Source organism: Streptomyces sp. NBC_00236, assembly GCF_036195045.1.
Classification (GTDB): Bacteria; Actinomycetota; Actinomycetes; order Streptomycetales; family Streptomycetaceae; genus Streptomyces.
In genome coordinates this window covers 2,163,754-2,182,212 of sequence record NZ_CP108100.1, presented here as the reverse complement: position 1 = coordinate 2,182,212, position 18,459 = coordinate 2,163,754, and the positions used below count along the sequence as shown (strand labels likewise).

Sequence of the window (18,459 nt, the reverse complement as noted above, 5' to 3'; positions counted from 1 at the left end):
ACCGGCGAGGATCCGCATGGGCATCGGAATCACCGAAGAACACAGGGAGCTCGCGCAGGCCGTGCGGGGGTGGCTGGCACGCGCCGTACCGCCCGGAGAAATCCGCAAGCTGCTCGACGCGGAAGCCCCCGGCGCCCCCGGTGCGCGCCCCGCCTACTGGGAGGGTCTCGCGGAGCAGGGGCTGCTCGGCATCCATCTGCCCGAGGCGTACGGGGGCGGAGGCGGCGACCTCCTCGATCTGGCGGTCGTCCTCGAAGAGGCGGGCCGCGCCGCACTGCCGGGGCCGTACCTGGCGAGCGCCCTCGCCTCGGCCGTCCTGTACGAGGCCGTGCTGCATGAGGCTGTCGCGCGTGAGGCCGTCCCCGGCGAGGCTGTCGCGCGTGAGGTCGGCCCCGGCAAGGCGGTCCCGCGTGGGGCCGTCCCCGGCGAGGCTGTCGCGCGTGAGGCCGGCCCGCACGCCTCGGACCCCGGCGCACTGGTGCGCGCCCTGGCGGACGGCACACGCATCGGGGCCGTCGCGCTCGGCCCCGGCACGCTCACCGCCGTCGAACGCGAGGACGGCCACCTCCTGGACGGCGAGCTGCCGCCGGTGCTCTCCGGCGCCGAGGCCGACCTGCTCCTGCTGCCCGCCGCCTCGGCCACCGGCCCGCGCTGGTTCGCCGTGGACACCGCGTCGCAGGGCCTCACCGTGCGCCCGCACCACAGCGCCGACCCCACCCGGCCCACCGCCGCGGTCCACGCCGACGGCGTCCTGGTCCCCGCCGCACGCGCCCTGCGCACCGACTCCGGCCTCGTCCGTGACCTCGCCGCCGTCCTCCTCGCCGCCGAGGCCTGCGGTACCGCCGCCCGCTCCCTGGAAACCGCCACCGAACACGCCAAGGTCCGCGAACAGTTCGGCCGCCCTATCGGACAGTTCCAGGGCGTCAAGCATCTGTGCGCCGACATGCTCGTGCGCGTGGAGCAGGCCCGCGCCCTGGCCTGGGACGCGGCCCGGGCGGCCGGTGAACCCCGTCAGTCCGAGGAAACGCGCGGCCTGGTCGCCGCGCTCGCCGCCGCGACCGCCCTGGACGCCGCGTACGGCTGCGCCAAGGACGCCATCCAGATCCTCGGCGGCATCGGCTTCACCTGGGAGCACGACGCCCATCTGTATCTGCGCCGGGCCGTGGTGGCGCGGCAGTTGCTGGGCGCCGGGGACGGCCATCGGCAGCGAGCCGTCCGGCTGGCCACCGGCGGTGCGCGCCGCGAACTCACCCTGGAACTCCCCGCGCAGGCCGCCGCCCACCGCTCGGCGGCCCACGACGCCGTCGCCGCCGCCCGCGGCCTCGACCCGAGAGCGGCCCGCCGTGCCCTCGCCCCCACCGGCTACGCGGCCCCGCATCTGCCCGCGCCCCACGGCCTGGGCGCCGGACCCGTACAACAGCTCGCCGTGCAACAGGAGTTGCGCGAGCAGGGAGTGAAGCTGAGCGACCTGGGCATCGCCACCTGGGTGGTGCCCTCCCTCATCGCACACGGGACCGCCGAGCAGCAGGACCGCTACCTCCTGCCCACGCTGCGCGGCGAACTCCTGTGGTGCCAGCTGTTCTCCGAACCCGGCGCAGGCTCCGACCTCGCCTCGCTGCGGACCCGCGCCGAACGGACCCCCGAGGGCTGGCGGATCAACGGCCAGAAGGTGTGGACGAGCGCCGCCCAGTGGGCCGACCACGGGATCCTGCTCGCCCGGACCGACCCGGACGCGCCCAAGCACCAGGGGCTCGGCTACTTCCTCGTGGACATGAAGAACACCGAAGGCATCGACATCCGCCCGCTGAAGGAGATCACCGGCGACTCCCTCTTCAACGAGGTGTACTTCGACGACGTCCTGCTGCCCGAGGACGCCCTCGTCGGCGAGGCGGGCGGCGGCTGGCAGGTCGCCCGCAACACCCTGGGCAACGAACGCGTCCACATGGCCGACCAGGTGGCCTTCGACACCGGCCTGGAAGCCCTGATCGGCCGTGCCGAAGGACTCGACGGCGCCTGCCGGGCCCGGATCGGGGCGTTGGCCGCCGAGGCGCACGCACTGGCCTGCATCACGCTGCGCACCACGCTCCAGCAGGTCTCCGGACTGGAACCGGGCGCGGGAGCCTCCGTACGCAAGCTCGTCCAGACCGTCCACCAGCAGAAGGTCGCCGAACTCGCCCTCGAACTCCTCGGCCCCGACGGGGCGGTGTGCGAGGGAGCGGGGGAGCGGGCGGTGCACGGATTCCTGATGTCCCGCTGCCTCACCATCGCGGGCGGCACCACCCAGGTTCAGCTCAATGTCGTCGCCGAGCGCATCCTCGGCCTCCCGCGGGACTGAGAGGAAACGATATGAAGGCCTACATCGTCGGCGTCGGCATGACGAAGTTCGAGAAGCCCGAGACCCGCGACTGGCAGTACTGGGACATGGTCAAGGAGGCCGGGACCGCGGCGCTCGCCGACGGATCGGTCGCGTACGAGGACATCGAGCAGGCAGTCGTCGGCTACTGCTTCCAGGCCTCCACCGCCGGGCAGCGCGCCGTCTACGAACTCGGCCTGACCGGCATACCGGTCTACAACGTCAACAACAACTGCGCCACCGGGTCCACCGCCCTGATGATGGCCCGCCAGTTCGTCGAGGGCGGCGGCAGCGACTGCGTCCTGGCGCTCGGCTTCGAGAAGATGGCGCGCGGATCGCTCGGCGGCGGCGGATCCGACGGTGGCGCGGGCGACTTCAAGACATCCCCGGTCGCCCGGCACTACGGCATCATGGCGGCCGCCCACGGCTTCGAGATGACCCCGCCCACCGCGCAGATCTTCGGCAACGCGGCCCGGGAACACATGGAGCGGTACGGCACCACGGAGGCCCAGCTCGCCGCGGTCGCCGCCAAGAACCACCGCCACTCGGCCGGCAATTCGTACGCCCAGTTCCAGGACCCCTACACGGTCGACGAAGTGCTGGCCGCCAAGCCCATCCACCGCCCCCTCACCCGGCTCCAGTGCTCCCCGACCTCCGACGGGGCCGCGGCGGCCGTCGTCGTCTCCGAACGCTTCGTCGAGCGGCACGGCCTCGGCGACCGGGCCGTCGAGATCGCCGCCCAGGCCATGACGACCGACACCGAGGCCTCCTTCGCCTCCGGGACCTGCATCGACGCGGTCGGCCTTCCCATGTCGCGGGAGGCGGCACGGCAGGTGTACGAGACCGCCGGCATCGGCGCCGACGACCTCGACGTCATCGAGCTCCACGACTGCTTCTCCATCAACGAACTCCTCACCTACGAGGCGCTCGGGCTGTGCGCCGAGGGCGAGTCGGGGGCGCTCGTCGAGTCCGGCGCCACCACCCACGGCGGCCGCTGGGTGGTCAACCCGTCAGGCGGCCTGATCTCCAAGGGGCATCCGCTCGGCGCCACCGGAATCGCCCAGGCCGCCGAACTCACCTGGCAGCTCAGGGGCGAGGCCGGCCCCCGCCAGGTGCCGGACGCCAGGACCGGGCTCGCCCACAACATCGGGCTCGGCGGGGCGGCGGTGGTGACCCTGCTGCGGCACTGAGGTTCTGGTGGGGCCGGGACCTACGCCGATGGTCCCGGTCCGGCACGGTCCGGAAACCGATGTACGGGGCGCGGGCAGGCTGCGAGTATGACGTTCATGGTTGACGTCTCGACGCCCACACGCCGTGGCAGCGGTACCCGGACCCGTACGTGGGCGGTCGTGCTCGCCGCCTGCACGGGGCAGTTCCTCGTCGTGCTCGACGTGTCCGTCGTCAACGTGGCCCTCCCGTCCATGCGCGCCGATCTGGGGCTGAGCACCGCGGGCCTGCAGTGGGTGCTCAACGCGTACTCGATCGCCTTCGCCGGGTTCATGCTGCTCGGCGGCCGGGCCGCCGACCTCTACGGCCGCAAGCGGATGTTCCTCGTCGGCCTCGGCCTGTTCACCGCGGCCTCCCTCGCCGGCGGACTCGCCCAGGAGGGCTGGCAATTGCTCGCCGCCCGGGCGGCCCAGGGGCTCGGCGCGGCCGTGCTGGCCCCCGCGACCCTCACCCTGCTCACCGCCGCCGTCCCCGAAGGACCCGCCAGAAGCAGGGCCATCGGCACCTGGATGGCCGTCGGCGCGGGCGGCGGTGCGGCCGGCGGACTGATCGGCGGGGTGCTCACGGACACCCTGTCCTGGCGGTGGGTCCTGCTCATCAACGTGCCCGTCGGGGTGCTCGTCCTGGTCGGCGCGGCCCTGTGGCTCGCCGAGGGCCGGGCCGGCGAGCGCAGCCGGATCGACTTCCCGGGCGCACTGCTGGTCACGGCGGGCCTGGCCTCGGCCGCGTACGGAATCGTGCAGACCGAGGAGTCGGGCTGGACGGCCGCGGCGACCCTGGTGCCGCTGCTCGGCGGACTCGCGCTGCTCGCGCTGTTCGTCCTGGTGGAGTCCCGGACGGCGAAGCCGCTGATGCCCCTGAGGGTGCTGGCGGCCCGGGCGGTGGCGTCGGCGAACGTGGCGATGCTCGTGATCGGCTCGGCCACGTTCTCCATGTGGTACTTCATGACGGTGTACGCACAGAACGTGCTGGGCTACTCCGCTCTGGAGGCCGGACTCGCCCTGATGCCCACCTCGGTGGCGATCGTGGTCGGCTCCAAGTGCGCACCGCGGCTGATGGCGCGCACCGGCGCGAAGAACCTGGCCCTGATCGGCACGGCGATGGCCGCAGCGGGCTTCGGATGGCAGTCGACGATGACGGCCGACGGCTCGTACCTCACCGCGGTCTGTCTGCCCGGCGTCCTGATGATGGCCGGCACGGGACTCGCGGCCACCCCGCTCGCCACCCTCGCCACCTCGGGCGCGGCCCCCGGCGAAGCGGGCCTGGTCTCCGGCCTCGTCAACACCTCCCGCACGATGGGCGGCGCCCTCGGCCTGGCCGTGCTCTCCACGGTCGCCGCGGCCCGCACGGACGGCTCCACGGACCCGGTGGAGCTCACGGCCGGTTATGCGCTGGCGTTCCGGACGGCGGGCGGGGTGCTGCTCGGCGGGCTGCTGCTGATGGTCCTCTGGCTGCCGCGCCACGGGTCGGCGAAGCGCTGAGGACCACCCGCGGGCGTTAGAGCCACCCCTGCTGCCGGGCCGCCCGGACCGCCTCCATCCGGTTGCGTGTGCCCGTCTTCCCGATCGCCGCCGACAGGTAGTTGCGGACGGTGGACTCCGACAGATGCAGCTTCACCGCGATGTCCGCGACCGTCGCCCCGTCCACCGAGGCGACCAGCGCGTCCCGCTCCCGCGCGGTCAGCGGGCTCGGTCCCGCGCTCAGCGCGGCGGCGGCCAGGGCCGGGTCGATGACGGTCTCCCCGGTCAGCACCCGGCGGATCGCCGACGCGAGCTCCTCGACCGGGCCGTCCTTCACCAGGAACCCGGCCGCCCCGGCCTCCATCGCGCGCCGCAGATAGCCGGGCCGGCCGAAGGTGGTGAGGATCAGCACCCGGCAGTCCGGCACCTCCTCCCGCAGATCGGCGGCCGCGTCCAGCCCGCTGCGGCCCGGGAGCTCGATGTCGAGGAGCGCCACATCGGGCCGCGACGTCAGCGCGGCGGCCACGATCTCGTCGCCCGCGCCCACCTGGGCGACCACCTCGATGTCGGGCTCCAGCCCGAGCAGCAGGGCGAGCGCGCCGCGCATCATGCCCTGGTCCTCGGCGAGCAGTACCCGTACGGACTTGGTCGGCCGGTGATCCTGCGGCATCTCGTTCACGGGAACAGGGTAGGGCCGGAGGGCGGTCAGGGGGGGGCGTACGGGGCGGTTCCGGGAGGAACCGAGCCGGCGCCGGCAGCGCAATCTGCTCGAATGGGCGTGGTTCTGCACGGATGTCGACTTGTCAATAACCCTTCACCATAAGGCTGTTGATCGGGTCCCGGAAGTGTTGGCGTCCGCAGTGAGGGACGTGCTGAACTGCCTTCATGAGCCGAGGTAGACGCCCCGCACGGCCGATTCCGGCGTTCGAACTCCGTTGCGGTGGCTTGCATGTGACGATCCAGCGCATTCCGGGCCGGCTGGTGGCAGCGCTGACCACGGCTGCGGGTAGCGGCCTTGCCGCCTGGCTCGCATCCCGGTGACGGCGGTCGGCCGGGGCGGGGGCGGCCCGCTCCACGGCTTCGGTCGAACGGCGGATCCCCCGGCGCCGGGTCACGAGCCCGGTGCGGGCGAGCCGTTCCCACCGGGTTCTCCGGGGGCATCCGCCGGAAGCTCAGCCGTCACCACGAAGCCGCCTGCCGGTCCGGGCCCCGCTTCCAGCGAGCCGCCGGCCACCGCGAGGCGTTCGGTGAGGCCCTTCAGGCCGGTGCCGCCGATGCCCGGGGTGGGCGGGGCGGCCGGGGTCCGGCCGTCGTCCGTGACCGTGAGGCGGACCCGGCCGGGCGTGCCTTCGACGACGAACACGCACGTGGTCGCGGTGGAGTGGCGGACGACGTTGGTGACGGCTTCCCGCACCACCCAGCCCAGCAGCGCCTCCGTCTGCGGTGCGAGCGGGGGGCCCGAGCGGCGGACCGAGGGTTCGATGCCGGCGGCGGTCAGCGCGGACCTGGCCCGGTCGAGCTCGGTGGCCAGGCTGCCCTCGCGGTAGCCGGTGACCGCCTCGCGGATCTCGGTGAGCGCCTGCCGGCCGACGGACTCGATGTCGGCGACCTGCGAGAGCGCCGCGTCCATGTCGCGCGGGGCGAGCCTGCGCGCCGCCTCCGACTTGACGACGATCACCGAGAGCGTGTGGCCCAGCAGGTCGTGCAGATCGCGGGAGAAGCGCAGCCGCTCCTTCTCGACGGCGGTACGGGCCAGTTCCTGCCGGGTGGCGCGCAGTTCCATCACCGTCTCCGACAGGGTGAGGATCGCGGCTGTCACCGCACCCGAGATGAACGTCCCGTACCCCAGGGTCCACGGTGTCGATGTGCTGTCGTCGCGCCACACCGCGATCAGGCAGGCCGCCACGGCGAGGCCGAGCAGCCCGGCGGCGAGCCAGCGGTGGCGCAGGATGGTGCCGCACGCGAGCGAGAGCAGCGGGAAGAAGAGCAGCCAGCTGCCGCCGTAGCCGATCGCCAGCCCGAAGGTGATGGCGGCCATCGCGCCCAGCAGGACGTACGACACCGGGCTCTCGCGCTTCTCCTTGACGAAGCCCCGGAACACCACCGAGACATAGAGGGAGTTGAAGGCGAGCAGACCGATCCCGCCGATCCACGGATTGGGGGTCTCGCCCTGGAAGAGGTTGGAGAAGGAACCCAGACCCATCAGCAGCCAGGGCAGCAGCGCGTACGGTCCCGGCGGGCCGGGGCGGCGGCCCTCCTTCCGCAGGCGGCGCCGTTCCTTCCGGTCCGCTCTTCGGTTCCTGGACATGTTCGCTCCCGTCACACGGTCCTCCCGGCACGCTCCCGTCACACGGTCCTCGCGGACCGACGGTACGAGATCACGGCGTACGTGCCGAACAGGAGGAGCCACCCCGCGAGTACGCCGACCGTCGTGGCCCCGGGCGCACGGCCGTCCGTGGCCGCCCAGCCCAGGTCGGCGAACCGGTTGGCGGGCGTGAACCTGCCGACGGAGCGCAGCCACTCCGGAAGGAGTTCCAGCGGGAACCACAGCCCGCCGACGACACCGAAGCCCATCAGGCACGCGACGTTGACGACCCCGGTGCCCTGGGGGGTGAGACGGAAGCCGTTGCCCAGGCCGAGCAGGGTGAAGGGCAGGGCGCCGATCCACAGCAGCAGGACGAGGGCGGCCCACTGCCAGGCGGCCAGCCGTACGCCGTTCACCAGGCCGCCGGCCAGCAGCACCGTCAGGATCGTCGGCAGCACGGTCACCGAACCGCTGATCGCCCGGCCGACGACCGCGTGCGTGGGGGAGAGCGGGGTGATCCGCAGCTGCTGGAGCCAGCCCAGGGACTTGTCGGAGGCGACACCCGTACCGATCGACATGGCGGAGCCGAGTGCTCCGTACGCGGCCATGCCTACCATCGAGGCGGTCTTCCAGCCGTCGACCCCGTCACCGCCGCCGATGTTCGTGAAGATCAGGTACATCAGCACGGGCATTCCGGTGCCGAAGATCAGGAACGTGCCGTCGCGCAGGGTGCGGCGGGTCTCGAGCACGATGTAGCGGTACATCAGACGGTCTCCTTCGCGGACCGGGGGGCGCCGGCGGCCGGCGCGGTGAGGGAGAGGAAGGCCGCCTCCAGCGTCGCCAGGGACACCTGGAGGCCGCGGACCAGGCCGAGCCGGGCCAGTTCCACCACGGTGGCGTCCGAGTCGTCCGTGTGCAGCACCGCCCGGTCGCCGGTCACCTCGACCGTCACGACACCGGGCAGCAGTTCCAGGCCCTCGGTGGAGCGGCCCGCGAGATCGAAGGAGACCTGGCTGTGGCCGGCCGCGGCCTTGACGGCCTCACCGCTGCCGTCCGCGACGATCCGGCCACGGTCGACGACGACGATCCGGTCGGCGTTCTCGTCGGCCTCCTCCAGGTAGTGGGTGGAGAAGAGCACGGTGTTGCCGCGCCGGGCATAGGCGCGCATGGACTCCCAGAACGCGTGCCGCCCCTCCACGTCCAGGGCGGCGGTCGGCTCGTCCAGCACGATCAGCTCCGGATTCCCGGCCAGCGCGACGGCGAACCGGACCCGCTGGATCTGGCCGCCGGACAGCTTGTCGATCCGCCGGTTCGCGTACTCCGCCACGCCCGCCAGGGCCAGCGCCTCGGCGACCGGCAGCGGCTTCGGGTAGGTGGCGGCGACGAACGTGATGAGCTCGCGGACGGTGACCCGCTGGATGGGCCGCCCGTCCTGGAGCATCGCGCCGACCAGGCCCGCCCGTACCGCCTGTTCGGGGGTGCGGCCCAGGACCCGCACCGTGCCGGCGTCCGGCTCGTTCAGCCCGAGCAGCAGGCTGATCGCGGTGGACTTTCCCGCGCCGTTGCGCCCGAGCAGGGCGACGGTCTCGCCCCGCTCGACGGTCAGCCCGATCCCGTCCACCGCCCGCACCCGCTGTCCGGCCCTGCCGAAGGTCTTCACCGCCCCGGTGAGGACCACCGCGGCCCCGTTCCCCGTTGTCTTCGTCATGCATACGACGCTACGGAGCCCGGACCCGCCGTGGCAGAGGCGCATGTACGCACTCCGCAATGACAAATGTCATTGCCGCGACAGAGGGCGAAAGGCGTCCGGCCAAGGGATCTGACGAGACGTCAGCAGTCTTCACAAGTGCTGGGCGCTGCGTTATACATAGGGCCAACCGGCTAGAACGCGTTCTAGAACGGGCGTGGTCACCGGTCCCCGCACGACCTCGGTGCGGCCGACGGTGCGGACGGCCGCACCGAGGTCTTTCACCGTCGAGGAGCAGCTTCCCCATGCCCATTGATGCCGAAAAAGCTCTCGCTGCCGAACCCCGGACCAGCCACATCAGCTGGGACCACAAGGACGTCCAGCTCTACCACCTGGGGATCGGGGCGGGCGCCCGCCCCGATCTGGCCGACCCCGCCGTCGACCCCGGTGAGCTGAGCTACACGCTGGAGTCGCGGCTCCAGGTCCTGCCCTCCTTCGCCACGGTCGCGGGCGCCGGCACGGCCATGGCCGGCGGCCTCTCCGCACCCGGCGTCGACATCGACCTCGCGGCCGTCCTGCACGGCGGGCAGAGCGTACGGGTGCACCGGCCGCTCCCGGTGAAGGGCAGCGCCGTGACGACCACGAAGGTCGCCGCGGTGTACGACAAGGTCAAGGCGGCCGTGCTGGTGCTGCGTACCGAGGCCGCCGACGAGGACGGCCCGCTGTGGACCAACGACTCCCAGATCTTCGTCCGCGGCGAGGGCGGCTTCGGCGGCGAGCGGGGTCCGTCCGAGCGGACGGCCTACCCCGCCATCGCGGGCAACCACCTGGTGGAGCGTCCGGTCCGGCCGGACCAGGCGCTGCTCTACCGCCTCTCCGGGGACTGGAACCCGCTCCACGCCGACCCCGAGTTCGCCGCGCAGGCCGGCTTCGACCGGCCGATCCTGCACGGTCTGTGCACCTACGGCATGACGCTGAAGGCCGTCACCGACACGGTGCTCGGCGGCGACGCGACCCGTATCCGTTCCTACCGCACCCGGTTCGCCGGGGTCGTCTTCCCCGGCGAGACCCTCCGCATCGAGATGTGGACCGGCGGGAACGAGGTGCGGGTCGAGGTGAGGGCGGCGGAGCGGAAGAACGCCGTGGTCCTCAGCGACACCTTCGTCGAGCACTCCTGATCCCGACGTCGAGCATTCCTGATCCCGAATCCGAACCGAATTCCAGAGCATCACAGGCCCGTGAGGGGAGCCGCACCATGCGCGCAGCCGTACTGCACGAGATCGGCCAGGACAAACTCGAAGTACTCGACGACGTCGAGGCGGTGGGCTTCGGCCCCGGCAAGGTGAAGCTGCGGGTCCGGGCCACCGGGCTGTGCCACTCCGACATCTCCGCGATGAGCGGGGTGCTGCCGCAGCCCGCCCCCTTCATCCCCGGCCACGAGGGCGCCGGTGAGGTCATCGACGTCGGTGACGGGGTGGCCGGGCTGGGCGTGGGGGACCGGGTGCTGGTCTGCTGGCTGCCGGCCTGCGGCAGCTGTCCGTCCTGCAAACGCGGCCAGACGCACCTCTGTCTCGCCGGGTTCATGAACGCGGGCACGCCCAACTTCAAGCGCCCGGGCGGAGACGTCTTCGGTTTCGCCGGCACCGGAACCTTCACGGAGGAGGTCGTCGTCGGCGCGGGCTGCGCGGTGCCGATCCCCGACGACGTGCCGTTCGAGATCGCCGCGCTGATCGGCTGCGGGGTCACCACCGGCCTCGGCGCCGCCATCAACACCGCCCAGGTGGAGGCCGGTTCGTCGGTCGCCGTGATGGGCTGCGGCGGTGTCGGCATCTCCACCATCCAGGGGGCCAGGGTGCAGGGCGCCGCCCAGATCGTCGCCGTGGACCCGGTGGCCTCCCGGCGCGAGGCGGCGCTGCGGTTCGGTGCGACCGAGGCCGTCTCGCCCGACGAGTTCGCCGACGCCAAGCAGCGGATCACCGCGGGCGAGGGCTTCGACTACGTCTTCGAGGTCGTCGGCAAGTCCGCCACGGCCCGCACCGCGTACGAGCAGACCCGGCGCGGCGGCACCCTCTGCATCGTCGGCGCGGGCGCCATGGACGACAACTTCCAGGTCAACATGTTCGAGCTGTTCTTCGACGAGAAGCGGATCCTGCCCTCCATGTACGGGGGCGGGGACGTGCTCCGGTCGTACGAGCGGGCCATCGCCCTCTGGCGGGCCGGCCGTATCGACCTGGAGTCGATGATCACCCACCGGGTACGGCTCGACGGCATCAATGACGCCCTCGACCAGATGCGGACCGGCGAGTCGCTGCGTACCTGCATCGAGCTCTGACGCCCCGCAGCATCGCCCCGCTCCCTCCCGAGAGGATCCCGAGAACCGATGTCACTTCCCCTGGACGGACTGTCCGCGATCGTCACCGGCGCAGGCCGAGGCCTGGGACGGGCCGAAGCGCTGGAACTGGCGCGGCTCGGCGCGGCCGTCGTCGTCAACGACTACGGGCAGCCCGGCCGCGACGGTTCGGGCGAGGCGTCCGCCGCACCCGCCGAGGAGGTCGCCGAGGAGATCCGCGCGGCCGGCGGCCGGGCGGTCGCCCACCTCGGCGACGTCTCCGACCACGAGCAGGCCCGTGAGCTCGTCGAGCTGGCCGTCAGCACGTACGGCAGACTCGACATCCTGGTCAACAACGCGGGCATCCTGCGCGACCGGATGATCTTCTCGATGACCGAGGACGAGTGGGACTCGGTCATGCGGGTGCACCTCAAGGGCCACTTCAACACCACGCACTTCGCCGCCGCCCACTGGCGGTCGAGGTCCAAGGAGGCCGGTGGCCCGGTCTACGGCCGGATCGTCAACACCTCGTCGGAGGCCTTCCTGGCCGGCTCGGCGGGCCAGCCCAACTACGCGGCGGCCAAGGGCGGCATCGTCGGGCTGACCACCTCCACCGCGCTGGCACTGGCCAAGTACGGCGTCACCGCCAACGCCATCTGCCCGCGCGCCCGGACCCGGATGACCGAGGACGTCTTCGCGGGCTTCCAGGAACCGCAGGACGGACGGCTCGACGCGCTCGCACCCGAGCACGTCTCGCCGCTCGTCGGCTATCTGGCCTCCCCGGCGGCCGCCAAGGTCAACGGGCAACTGCTCGTCGTGCACGGCGGAATGGTCGCGATCGTCGAACGGCCCAGGGTGGCGGCGAAGTTCGACTCGTCGAAGGAGACGTTCTCCTTCGACGAACTGGACGAGCTGATCTCCCCGTACTACGAGGACCGGCCGCCGAACGAGACGTTCGCGGCGGCGGAGGTGCTGGGGCTCAAGCGCGGCTGACCACCGGCGGGACGCGCACGGAGCCGGACGGGTACAGCGCAGAGTCGGACGTGCACAGCACGGAGCCGGACGTGCACAGAGGAGGGCCCCCGCAGCCGGCCGGCTGCGGGGGCCCTCCTCTCCCTCGTTGTTCGGTGCGGCGGTCAGGCCGCCCTGCTGCCACCTTCGGCGGGGCGGCGGTGGCGGCCGTGCGGTTGAGCCGCCGAGTCGTCCGTCGCCACACCCCCTCGGTGCTTTCCGGAGCCGCCGGCTTCGGCCCGTTGCGTGTCCGCCCCCGGCGGACGCGTCTGGGTCGTGTCGGATCGCGCCTCAGACATCTGGGAAGTCACCCCGTTGTGATCGCTTACGTGTTGGTCTCCGGGGCCCTCGCGCCACCGCCCGGGAACGGTCACCGTCGGCGACCGCGGTGCGCGATTGCGTGAGATCCCCGCCTCAACTCTAGTCAGACGCCGTACGCCGCATGAGGGGCGCCTGCCCCAGGGGAACGGGTCTGCACACAGGAGGATGCGTGACGGCGGCGGAGGGTTGCGTACCGCTTTCCGCGCAGCCCGCCGGGGCCGTTTCAGCGGAGGGCTCCAGGTCGGAGGGGGCCGTCAGGAGCGCCACGGCGCAGGCCGTGTCCGCGTTCGCGTACGGCAGACCCAGTACGCCGTCGCGCGACCAGGACCCGCTGCCGGCCAGCCAGCCCTCGGGCGCGGCGAGCTGGTGCAGCCGACGGCCCGACGGGCGCCAGATGCCGGCCCAGCTGCCTGCCGCCCCGTCGATCCGCAGGGCCACCGCGCAGCTCTCCGGCATCAGCATCTGCCCCGGCTGCACGGCGAACGGTGTCACGGCGACATCCGGCAGCCGCAGGCACTCCGGGAAGCGCACCGGGAGGCAACTTCCCAGCACGCCCCAGCCGAGCCGGTCGTGTCCCGGCGCGTCGGAGCGGATCAGCAGCAGACCGCTGTCCGGATCGGCGAGCAGCAGCCGGTCGTTGCTGTCCGGTGCGATCTGGAGCAGGGGGGTCATCTCGGCGCCCCGCCCCAGGTCCACCGCGACCGCCTTGACCGGGCCGCCGCCCGCTGGTTCCCGGTCCAGGGCCAGCAGCCGGCCCGCCCGGTCCAGCCAAACCCCGCCGGAGCAGCGTCCCGGCAGGTCCGCGAGGTGTTCCGGACCGAAGGCGCCACCCGCCACGCGCCAGAGCCCGGTCGAGGACGCACCGGTGGACAGGGCGTACGCGCTGACGCCGTCCGGTGAGGGCGGCAGCAGGGTCAGCTCGGCGCATTCGACGGCGCCCAGCGGGAGTTCGCCGGTGCCGGGCCCGGTCGGGTAGAGCAGCGAGAAGGTGTGGCGGTCCGCGACCCGGCGCCGGATCAGGACCCGCCCGTCGGCCAGCGGCAGCACCTGCGAGCAGGCCTCCTCCGGCTGGTCCAGCGGGAGCGGCACGGCGTACGGCTCGGGGCCGTCCAGCGTCCAGCGCTCCGCGTACCAGGCGGTCTCCGCCCCCGCGGCGGCGTCACGGGCGGCCGTGAGCCGTGCCGCGTAGGCGCCGTCGGCCGTGAGTGTGAGCGCGGGTACGGGTGCGGGCACGAGCAAGGGGGCAGGCATGGGCAGGACCGTTTCGCCAGGGGCCGGCCCCAGCGGCTCAGGCAGCTCCGCCGCGCCCCCGGCCGGGTCCGGTGCCTCCTCGGCTCCGTCCGGCTCGTCGGACTCCGGCTCCACCGTCTCGCCGGTTCCGGCCGCCTCAGCGGTCTCGTCCTCGATGGCACAGGCAGTCATCGACTCGTCACCTCCGGCAACCGAAGCTAGTTTTCGCACTTGCTGCCGAACAACACGAGCCTCACCTCTTCACACATAAGGGTGGTGATGCCCGGATTCGCCTGAGGAGGTGGGGGTGGCTGTGCTGTGACTGATGTGAGTGTCTAAGGTTAGGCATTCCTAAGTGTTACCTGTGAGCATCTCGACTGGAGCAAGTGATGTCCCTTCGTCGCCGCGGCACTGCCGCAGTCGGCCTGGCCGTAGTGGCCGCCCTCTCCCTGTCGGCCTGCGGGAGCGATGACGGCGGGTCCGGCGCCTCGGGCACCTCCGAGGCCGGCGGCGACAAGAAGGCCGCGGTCGCGACCGGCGGCAAGGACTTCGGTGACGCGGCGAAGAAGACCGCCGGGTACGGCACCGACGCCCCGGCGGGCACCTTCCCCCGCACCATCACGCATGCCATGGGCAAGACCGAGCTCAAGGCGGCGCCCAAGCGGGTCGTCGTCCTCGACGTCGGCGAGTTCGACAACGTCGTCTCGCTGGGTGTGAAGCCGGTGGGCTACGCCCCCTCCGAGGGTGACGCGGCGATCCCGTCGTACCTCAAGAAGGACGCGGGCGACCCGAAGAACGTCGGCACGATCAACAACCTCAACCTTGAGGCGATCGCCGGACTCAAGCCGGACCTGATCCTCGGCAGCCAGCTGCGCGCCGCGGACAAGTACGACGAGCTGTCGAAGATCGCGCCGACCGTGTTCTCCATCCGTCCGGGCTTCACCTGGAAGGAGAACTACCTCCTCAACGCCGCGGCGCTCGACAAGACCGCCAAGGCGAAGTCGGCGCTCGGCGCCTACGAGGCGAACGCGAAGAAGCTCGGCGAGGACATCGGCCCGAAGAAGCCGGTCATCTCCATGGTCCGCTACCTGCCGGACAAGATCCGCCTCTACGCCAAGGCCTCCTTCATCGGCACCATCCTCGACGACGCCGGCCTGCCGCGGCCCGAGAACCAGCAGATCGACGAGCTCGCCGCGGAGATCAGCCCGGAGAAGATCGACGAGGCGGACGCCGACTGGATCTTCACCGGTGTCTACGGCGACGTGAAGGCCACCAAGCGCGACACCACCCAGGCCAACCCGCTGTGGAAGAACCTCAAGGCCGTCAAGGAAGGCCGGGCGAAGAACGTGTCCGACGAGACCTGGTACCTGGGCCTCGGCGTCACGGCCGCCGACCTGGTCCTCGACGACCTGCGTGCGGACCTCGTGAAGTAACGATTCATGACCGGCCGTCGCACCGTCCTCACGGGTCGCACCGGCCATGCTCCCCGGGGCACGGAGGCCAGGTAGCCTTTCCTCCGTGCCCCGTCTGTCTGAAGTCATCGCCGAGCTCGACGCCCTGTGGCCGCCCGAGCGGGCCGAAGGATGGGACGCGGTCGGCACCGTCTGCGGTGACCCGGACGCCGGGGTCGACCGCGTGCTCTTCGCCGTCGACCCCGTACAGGAGATCGCGGACGAGGCGCTGAAGCTCGGCGCCCAGCTGATCGTCACCCACCACCCGCTCTATCTGCGCGGTACGACGACGGTCGCGGCCGGCACCTTCAAGGGCCGGGTCGTGCACACCCTCATCAAGCACGACGTCGCCCTGCACGTGGCCCACACCAACGCGGACTCCGCGGACCCCGGCGTCTCCGACGCCCTGGCCGGCGCCCTCGACCTGCGCATCGAGCGGCCCCTCGTCCCGGACCCCACCGACCCCGCGGGCCGTCGCGGCCTCGGCCGGATCTGCACGCTCGACCACCCCGAGACCCTCGGCGCCTTCGCCGCCCGCGCCGCAGCCCGGCTGCCCGCGACCGCGCAGGGCATCCGCCTGGCGGGCGACCCGGAGGCCCTCGTGCGGACCGTCGCCGTGAGCGGCGGATCGGGCGACAGCCTCTTCGACGCGGTGCGCGCCGCCGGGGTCGACGCCTTCCTCACCGCGGACCTGCGCCACCACCCGGCCTCCGAGGCCGTCCAGCACTCGTCGCTCGGCCTGGTCGATGCCGCACACTGGGCCACCGAGTGGCCGTGGTGCGAACAGGCCGCCGCACAGCTCGACGCGATTTCCGACCGCCACGGATGGGACCTGCGGGTCCACGTCTCGAAGCAGGTCACCGACCCCTGGACCACCCACCACTCTTCTGGAGCCCCCAACTGAACGCCGCGCCCGCCGACCAGATCCGACTCCTCGACGTCCAGGCCCTCGACCAGCGCCTCTCCCAGCTTGCGCACCGGCGCAACTCCCTGCCCGAGCACGCCGAGATCGAGTCGCTCACGGCCGACCTCGCCCAGCTCCGTGACCTCCTCGTCGCCTCGACGACCGAGGAGAGCGACACCGCCCGCGAGCAGACCAAGGCGGAGCACGACGTCGACCAGGTGCGCCAGCGCGCCGCCCGCGACCAGCAGCGCCTGGACTCCGGCGCGGTCACCTCGCCCAAGGACCTGGAGAGCCTCCAGCGCGAGATCGTCTCCCTCGCCAAGCGCCAGGGTGACCTGGAGGACGTCGTCCTCGAGGTCATGGAGCGCCGCGAGTCCGCCCAGGAGCGGGTCGCCGAGCTGACCGACCGGGTCTCCGCCGTGCAGGCCAAGGTCGACGACGCCACCGCCCGCCGGGACGCCGCGACCCAGGAGATCGACACGGAGACCGCGACGGTCACCAAGGAGCGCGAGGTCGTCGCCGGCTCCGTCCCCGCGGACCTGCTCAAGCTGTACGACAAGCTCCGCGCCCAGCAGGGCGGGGTGGGCGCCGCCCGCCTCTACCAGCGCCGCTGCGAGGGCTGCCGTCTCGAGCTCAACATCACCGAGGTCAACGACGTGAAGGCCGCGTCCCCCGACACGGTGCTGCGCTGCGAGAACTGCCACCGCATCCTGGTCCGCACCTCGGACTCGGGCCTGTAATGACGCAGCCGCGCCGGTTCGTCGTCGAGGCCGACGGAGGCTCCCGGGGCAACCCGGGGCCCGCCGGTTACGGCGCGGTCGTCATCGACCCGGCGACCGGGGAGACGCTGGCCGAGGCCGCCGAGTACATCGGCGTCGCGACGAACAACGTCGCCGAGTACAAGGGCCTCATCGCCGGACTCCGGGCCGCGAAGGCGCTGGTGCCGGACGCCCCGGCCGACGGCGGGCCGCGGGTGCACGTCCGGATGGACTCCAAGCTGGTCGTGGAACAGATGTCGGGCCGCTGGAAGATCAAGCACCCGGACATGAAGCCGCTCGCGGCCGAGGCGGCGCGCATCCTGCCCGCCTCCGCCGTCACCTACGAGTGGATCCCGCGCGAGAAGAACAAGCACGCGGACCGGCTCGCCAACGAGGCGATGGACGCGGGCAAGCGCGGCAGGCAGTGGGAGCCGTCGTCCTCGACGGCAGACCTCGACAGCCCGAGGTCCTCGGTGGCCGCCGCTCTCCCGCCGGTCTCCGGACCGCCCGGCGACGCGGCGGCCGGTGCGGCCAGGGCACGGGCGGCGCTGAACCGCCCCGCGGCCTCCGGGGAGCTGAACCGTCCCGCCCCCTCCGCCACGGCCACCCCGCAGGTCGGCTGGGGCGCCGCCCCGGACCTCGGCGCACCCGCCACCTTCGTGCTGCTCCGCCACGGCGAGACCGCCCTCACTCCGGAGAAGCGGTTCTCCGGAAGCGGCGGCACCGACCCCGAGCTCTCCGCCGTCGGCCGCGGGCAGGCCGAGCACGCCGCCGAGGCCTTCGCGGCCCGGGGGACGGTGCAGGAGATCGTCAGCTCCCCGCTGCGCCGCTGCCGCGAGACGGCCGGCGCCGTCGCCGCCCGGCTGGGTCTGGAGGTCCGGATCGAGGACGGGCTGCGCGAGACGGACTTCGGTGTCTGGGAGGGCCTGACGTTCGGTGAGGTCAGGGAGCGGTACGGCGCCGATCTGGACGCCTGGCTCGCCTCCGCGAAGGCGGCCCCCACCGGAGGCGGCGAGAGCTTCGCCGAGGTGGCCCGCCGCGTCGCCGCCACCCGTGACCGCCTCGTCAGCCGCTACGCAGGCCGTACGGTCCTGTTGGTCACGCACGTCACGCCCATCAAGACCCTCGTCCGGCTGGCGCTGGGCGCACCGCCGGAGTCGCTGTTCCGGATGGAGCTCTCGGCGGCCTCCGTGTCGGCCGTGGCCTACTACGCGGACGGCAACGCCTCCGTACGGCTGCTGAACGACACGTCCCACCTGCGGTAAGGCGGTCGGCCGCGCCGCCGGTTGACCGTCTCCGAGGTCCCCGGACGCGCCGTCGGTTGACCGCTTCCGAGGTCCCCGGACGCGCCGCCGGTTGACCGCCCCCGAGGCCTCCGGACAGCACTCGGCCCCGTCGGCGGGGGGAGGCCGACGGGGCCGAG

General features: G+C 72.5%; 15 protein-coding genes. 10 read left to right on the top strand and 5 right to left on the bottom strand.

Annotated elements, in window-relative coordinates:
- Positions 1-16: 16 nt before the first annotated feature.
- The 3 genes from OG446_RS09640 (at position 17) to OG446_RS09630 (ending at position 5,061) form a co-directional block, all read left to right on the top strand.
- Positions 17-2,335, top strand: coding sequence for an acyl-CoA dehydrogenase (locus OG446_RS09640; protein ID WP_328893624.1), 2,319 nt, complete (start codon positions 17-19; stop codon positions 2,333-2,335).
- Between the two features lie 11 nt (positions 2,336-2,346).
- A complete protein-coding gene (locus tag OG446_RS09635) occupies positions 2,347-3,543 on the top strand; it encodes a lipid-transfer protein (RefSeq protein ID WP_328893623.1) in 1,197 nt (398 codons plus the stop codon).
- An 87-nt stretch (positions 3,544-3,630) separates the two neighbouring features.
- Positions 3,631-5,061 (top strand): MFS transporter, encoded by a 1,431-nt coding sequence (locus OG446_RS09630; protein WP_328893622.1) that lies wholly within the window; start codon positions 3,631-3,633, stop codon positions 5,059-5,061.
- 16 nt (positions 5,062-5,077) lie between these two features.
- On the opposite strand, the gene OG446_RS09625 is transcribed toward OG446_RS09630, so the two are convergent.
- From OG446_RS09625 to OG446_RS09610, 4 genes are all read right to left on the bottom strand, one after another.
- A complete protein-coding gene (locus tag OG446_RS09625; protein ID WP_328898255.1) occupies positions 5,078-5,710 on the bottom strand; it encodes a response regulator transcription factor in 633 nt (210 codons plus the stop codon).
- A gap of 441 nt (positions 5,711-6,151) precedes the next feature.
- Positions 6,152-7,348 carry a sensor histidine kinase gene (locus tag OG446_RS09620; RefSeq protein WP_328893621.1) on the bottom strand — a complete coding sequence of 399 codons (1,197 nt, stop codon included), beginning with the start codon at positions 7,346-7,348 and terminating at the stop codon, positions 6,152-6,154.
- Between the two features lie 38 nt (positions 7,349-7,386).
- On the bottom strand, positions 7,387-8,109 hold the full coding sequence (locus OG446_RS09615) for an ABC transporter permease (protein WP_328893620.1): 723 nt from the start codon (positions 8,107-8,109) through the stop codon (positions 7,387-7,389).
- Entirely contained in the window at positions 8,109-9,023 is a 915-nt protein-coding gene (locus tag OG446_RS09610; RefSeq protein ID WP_328898254.1) for an ABC transporter ATP-binding protein, read from the bottom strand. Before OG446_RS09610 ends, OG446_RS09615 begins: the two co-directional genes overlap by 1 nt.
- A gap of 314 nt (positions 9,024-9,337) precedes the next feature.
- Here OG446_RS09610 and OG446_RS09605 point away from each other — a divergent pair, with 314 nt between their 5' ends.
- From OG446_RS09605 to OG446_RS09595, 3 genes are all read left to right on the top strand, one after another.
- Positions 9,338-10,210 carry a MaoC/PaaZ C-terminal domain-containing protein gene (locus tag OG446_RS09605; RefSeq protein ID WP_328893619.1) on the top strand — a complete coding sequence of 291 codons (873 nt, stop codon included), beginning with the start codon at positions 9,338-9,340 and terminating at the stop codon, positions 10,208-10,210.
- A gap of 77 nt (positions 10,211-10,287) precedes the next feature.
- Positions 10,288-11,364 (top strand): Zn-dependent alcohol dehydrogenase, encoded by a 1,077-nt coding sequence (locus tag OG446_RS09600; protein WP_328893618.1) that lies wholly within the window; start codon positions 10,288-10,290, stop codon positions 11,362-11,364.
- Positions 11,365-11,412: 48 nt separating this feature from the next.
- A complete protein-coding gene (locus OG446_RS09595) occupies positions 11,413-12,354 on the top strand; it encodes a 3-oxoacyl-ACP reductase (protein WP_328893617.1) in 942 nt (313 codons plus the stop codon).
- 438 nt (positions 12,355-12,792) lie between these two features.
- Here the strand turns inward: OG446_RS09595 and OG446_RS09590 are convergent, their stop codons facing one another.
- Complete coding sequence (locus tag OG446_RS09590; protein ID WP_328893616.1) at positions 12,793-14,115, bottom strand: hypothetical protein; 1,323 nt, start codon at positions 14,113-14,115, stop codon at positions 12,793-12,795.
- 197 nt (positions 14,116-14,312) lie between these two features.
- On the opposite strand from OG446_RS09590, the gene OG446_RS09585 reads away from it, so the two are divergent.
- From OG446_RS09585 to OG446_RS09570, 4 genes are all read left to right on the top strand, one after another.
- Entirely contained in the window at positions 14,313-15,356 is a 1,044-nt protein-coding gene (locus tag OG446_RS09585) for an ABC transporter substrate-binding protein (protein WP_328893615.1), read from the top strand.
- 85 nt (positions 15,357-15,441) lie between these two features.
- On the top strand, positions 15,442-16,278 hold the full coding sequence (locus tag OG446_RS09580; RefSeq protein WP_328893614.1) for a Nif3-like dinuclear metal center hexameric protein: 837 nt from the start codon (positions 15,442-15,444) through the stop codon (positions 16,276-16,278).
- Positions 16,275-17,018: a zinc ribbon domain-containing protein gene (locus tag OG446_RS09575; RefSeq protein WP_328898253.1), complete on the top strand. Its 744-nt coding sequence runs from the start codon at positions 16,275-16,277 to the stop codon at positions 17,016-17,018. The genes OG446_RS09580 and OG446_RS09575 overlap by 4 nt, the downstream gene beginning before the upstream one ends.
- Complete coding sequence (locus tag OG446_RS09570; protein ID WP_328893613.1) at positions 17,018-18,301, top strand: bifunctional RNase H/acid phosphatase; 1,284 nt, start codon at positions 17,018-17,020, stop codon at positions 18,299-18,301. The genes OG446_RS09575 and OG446_RS09570 overlap by 1 nt, the downstream gene beginning before the upstream one ends.
- Positions 18,302-18,459 lie beyond the last annotated feature (158 nt).

Excerpts from the sequence above, each read along its gene's own strand:
- OG446_RS09640 (WP_328893624.1), top strand. The coding sequence starts at position 17 with ATGGGCATCGGAATCACCGAAGAACACAGGGAGCTCGCGCAGGCCGTG.
- OG446_RS09635 (WP_328893623.1), top strand. The coding sequence starts at position 2,347 with ATGAAGGCCTACATCGTCGGCGTCGGCATGACGAAGTTCGAGAAGCCC.
- OG446_RS09630 (WP_328893622.1), top strand. The coding sequence starts at position 3,631 with ATGACGTTCATGGTTGACGTCTCGACGCCCACACGCCGTGGCAGCGGT.
- OG446_RS09625 (WP_328898255.1), bottom strand. The coding sequence starts at position 5,710 with ATGCCGCAGGATCACCGGCCGACCAAGTCCGTACGGGTACTGCTCGCC.
- OG446_RS09620 (WP_328893621.1), bottom strand. The coding sequence starts at position 7,348 with ATGTCCAGGAACCGAAGAGCGGACCGGAAGGAACGGCGCCGCCTGCGG.
- OG446_RS09615 (WP_328893620.1), bottom strand. The coding sequence starts at position 8,109 with ATGTACCGCTACATCGTGCTCGAGACCCGCCGCACCCTGCGCGACGGC.
- OG446_RS09605 (WP_328893619.1), top strand. The coding sequence starts at position 9,338 with ATGCCCATTGATGCCGAAAAAGCTCTCGCTGCCGAACCCCGGACCAGC.
- OG446_RS09600 (WP_328893618.1), top strand. The coding sequence starts at position 10,288 with ATGCGCGCAGCCGTACTGCACGAGATCGGCCAGGACAAACTCGAAGTA.
- OG446_RS09595 (WP_328893617.1), top strand. The coding sequence starts at position 11,413 with ATGTCACTTCCCCTGGACGGACTGTCCGCGATCGTCACCGGCGCAGGC.
- OG446_RS09590 (WP_328893616.1), bottom strand. The coding sequence starts at position 14,115 with ATGACTGCCTGTGCCATCGAGGACGAGACCGCTGAGGCGGCCGGAACC.
- OG446_RS09585 (WP_328893615.1), top strand. The coding sequence starts at position 14,313 with ATGTCCCTTCGTCGCCGCGGCACTGCCGCAGTCGGCCTGGCCGTAGTG.
- OG446_RS09570 (WP_328893613.1), top strand. The coding sequence starts at position 17,018 with ATGACGCAGCCGCGCCGGTTCGTCGTCGAGGCCGACGGAGGCTCCCGG.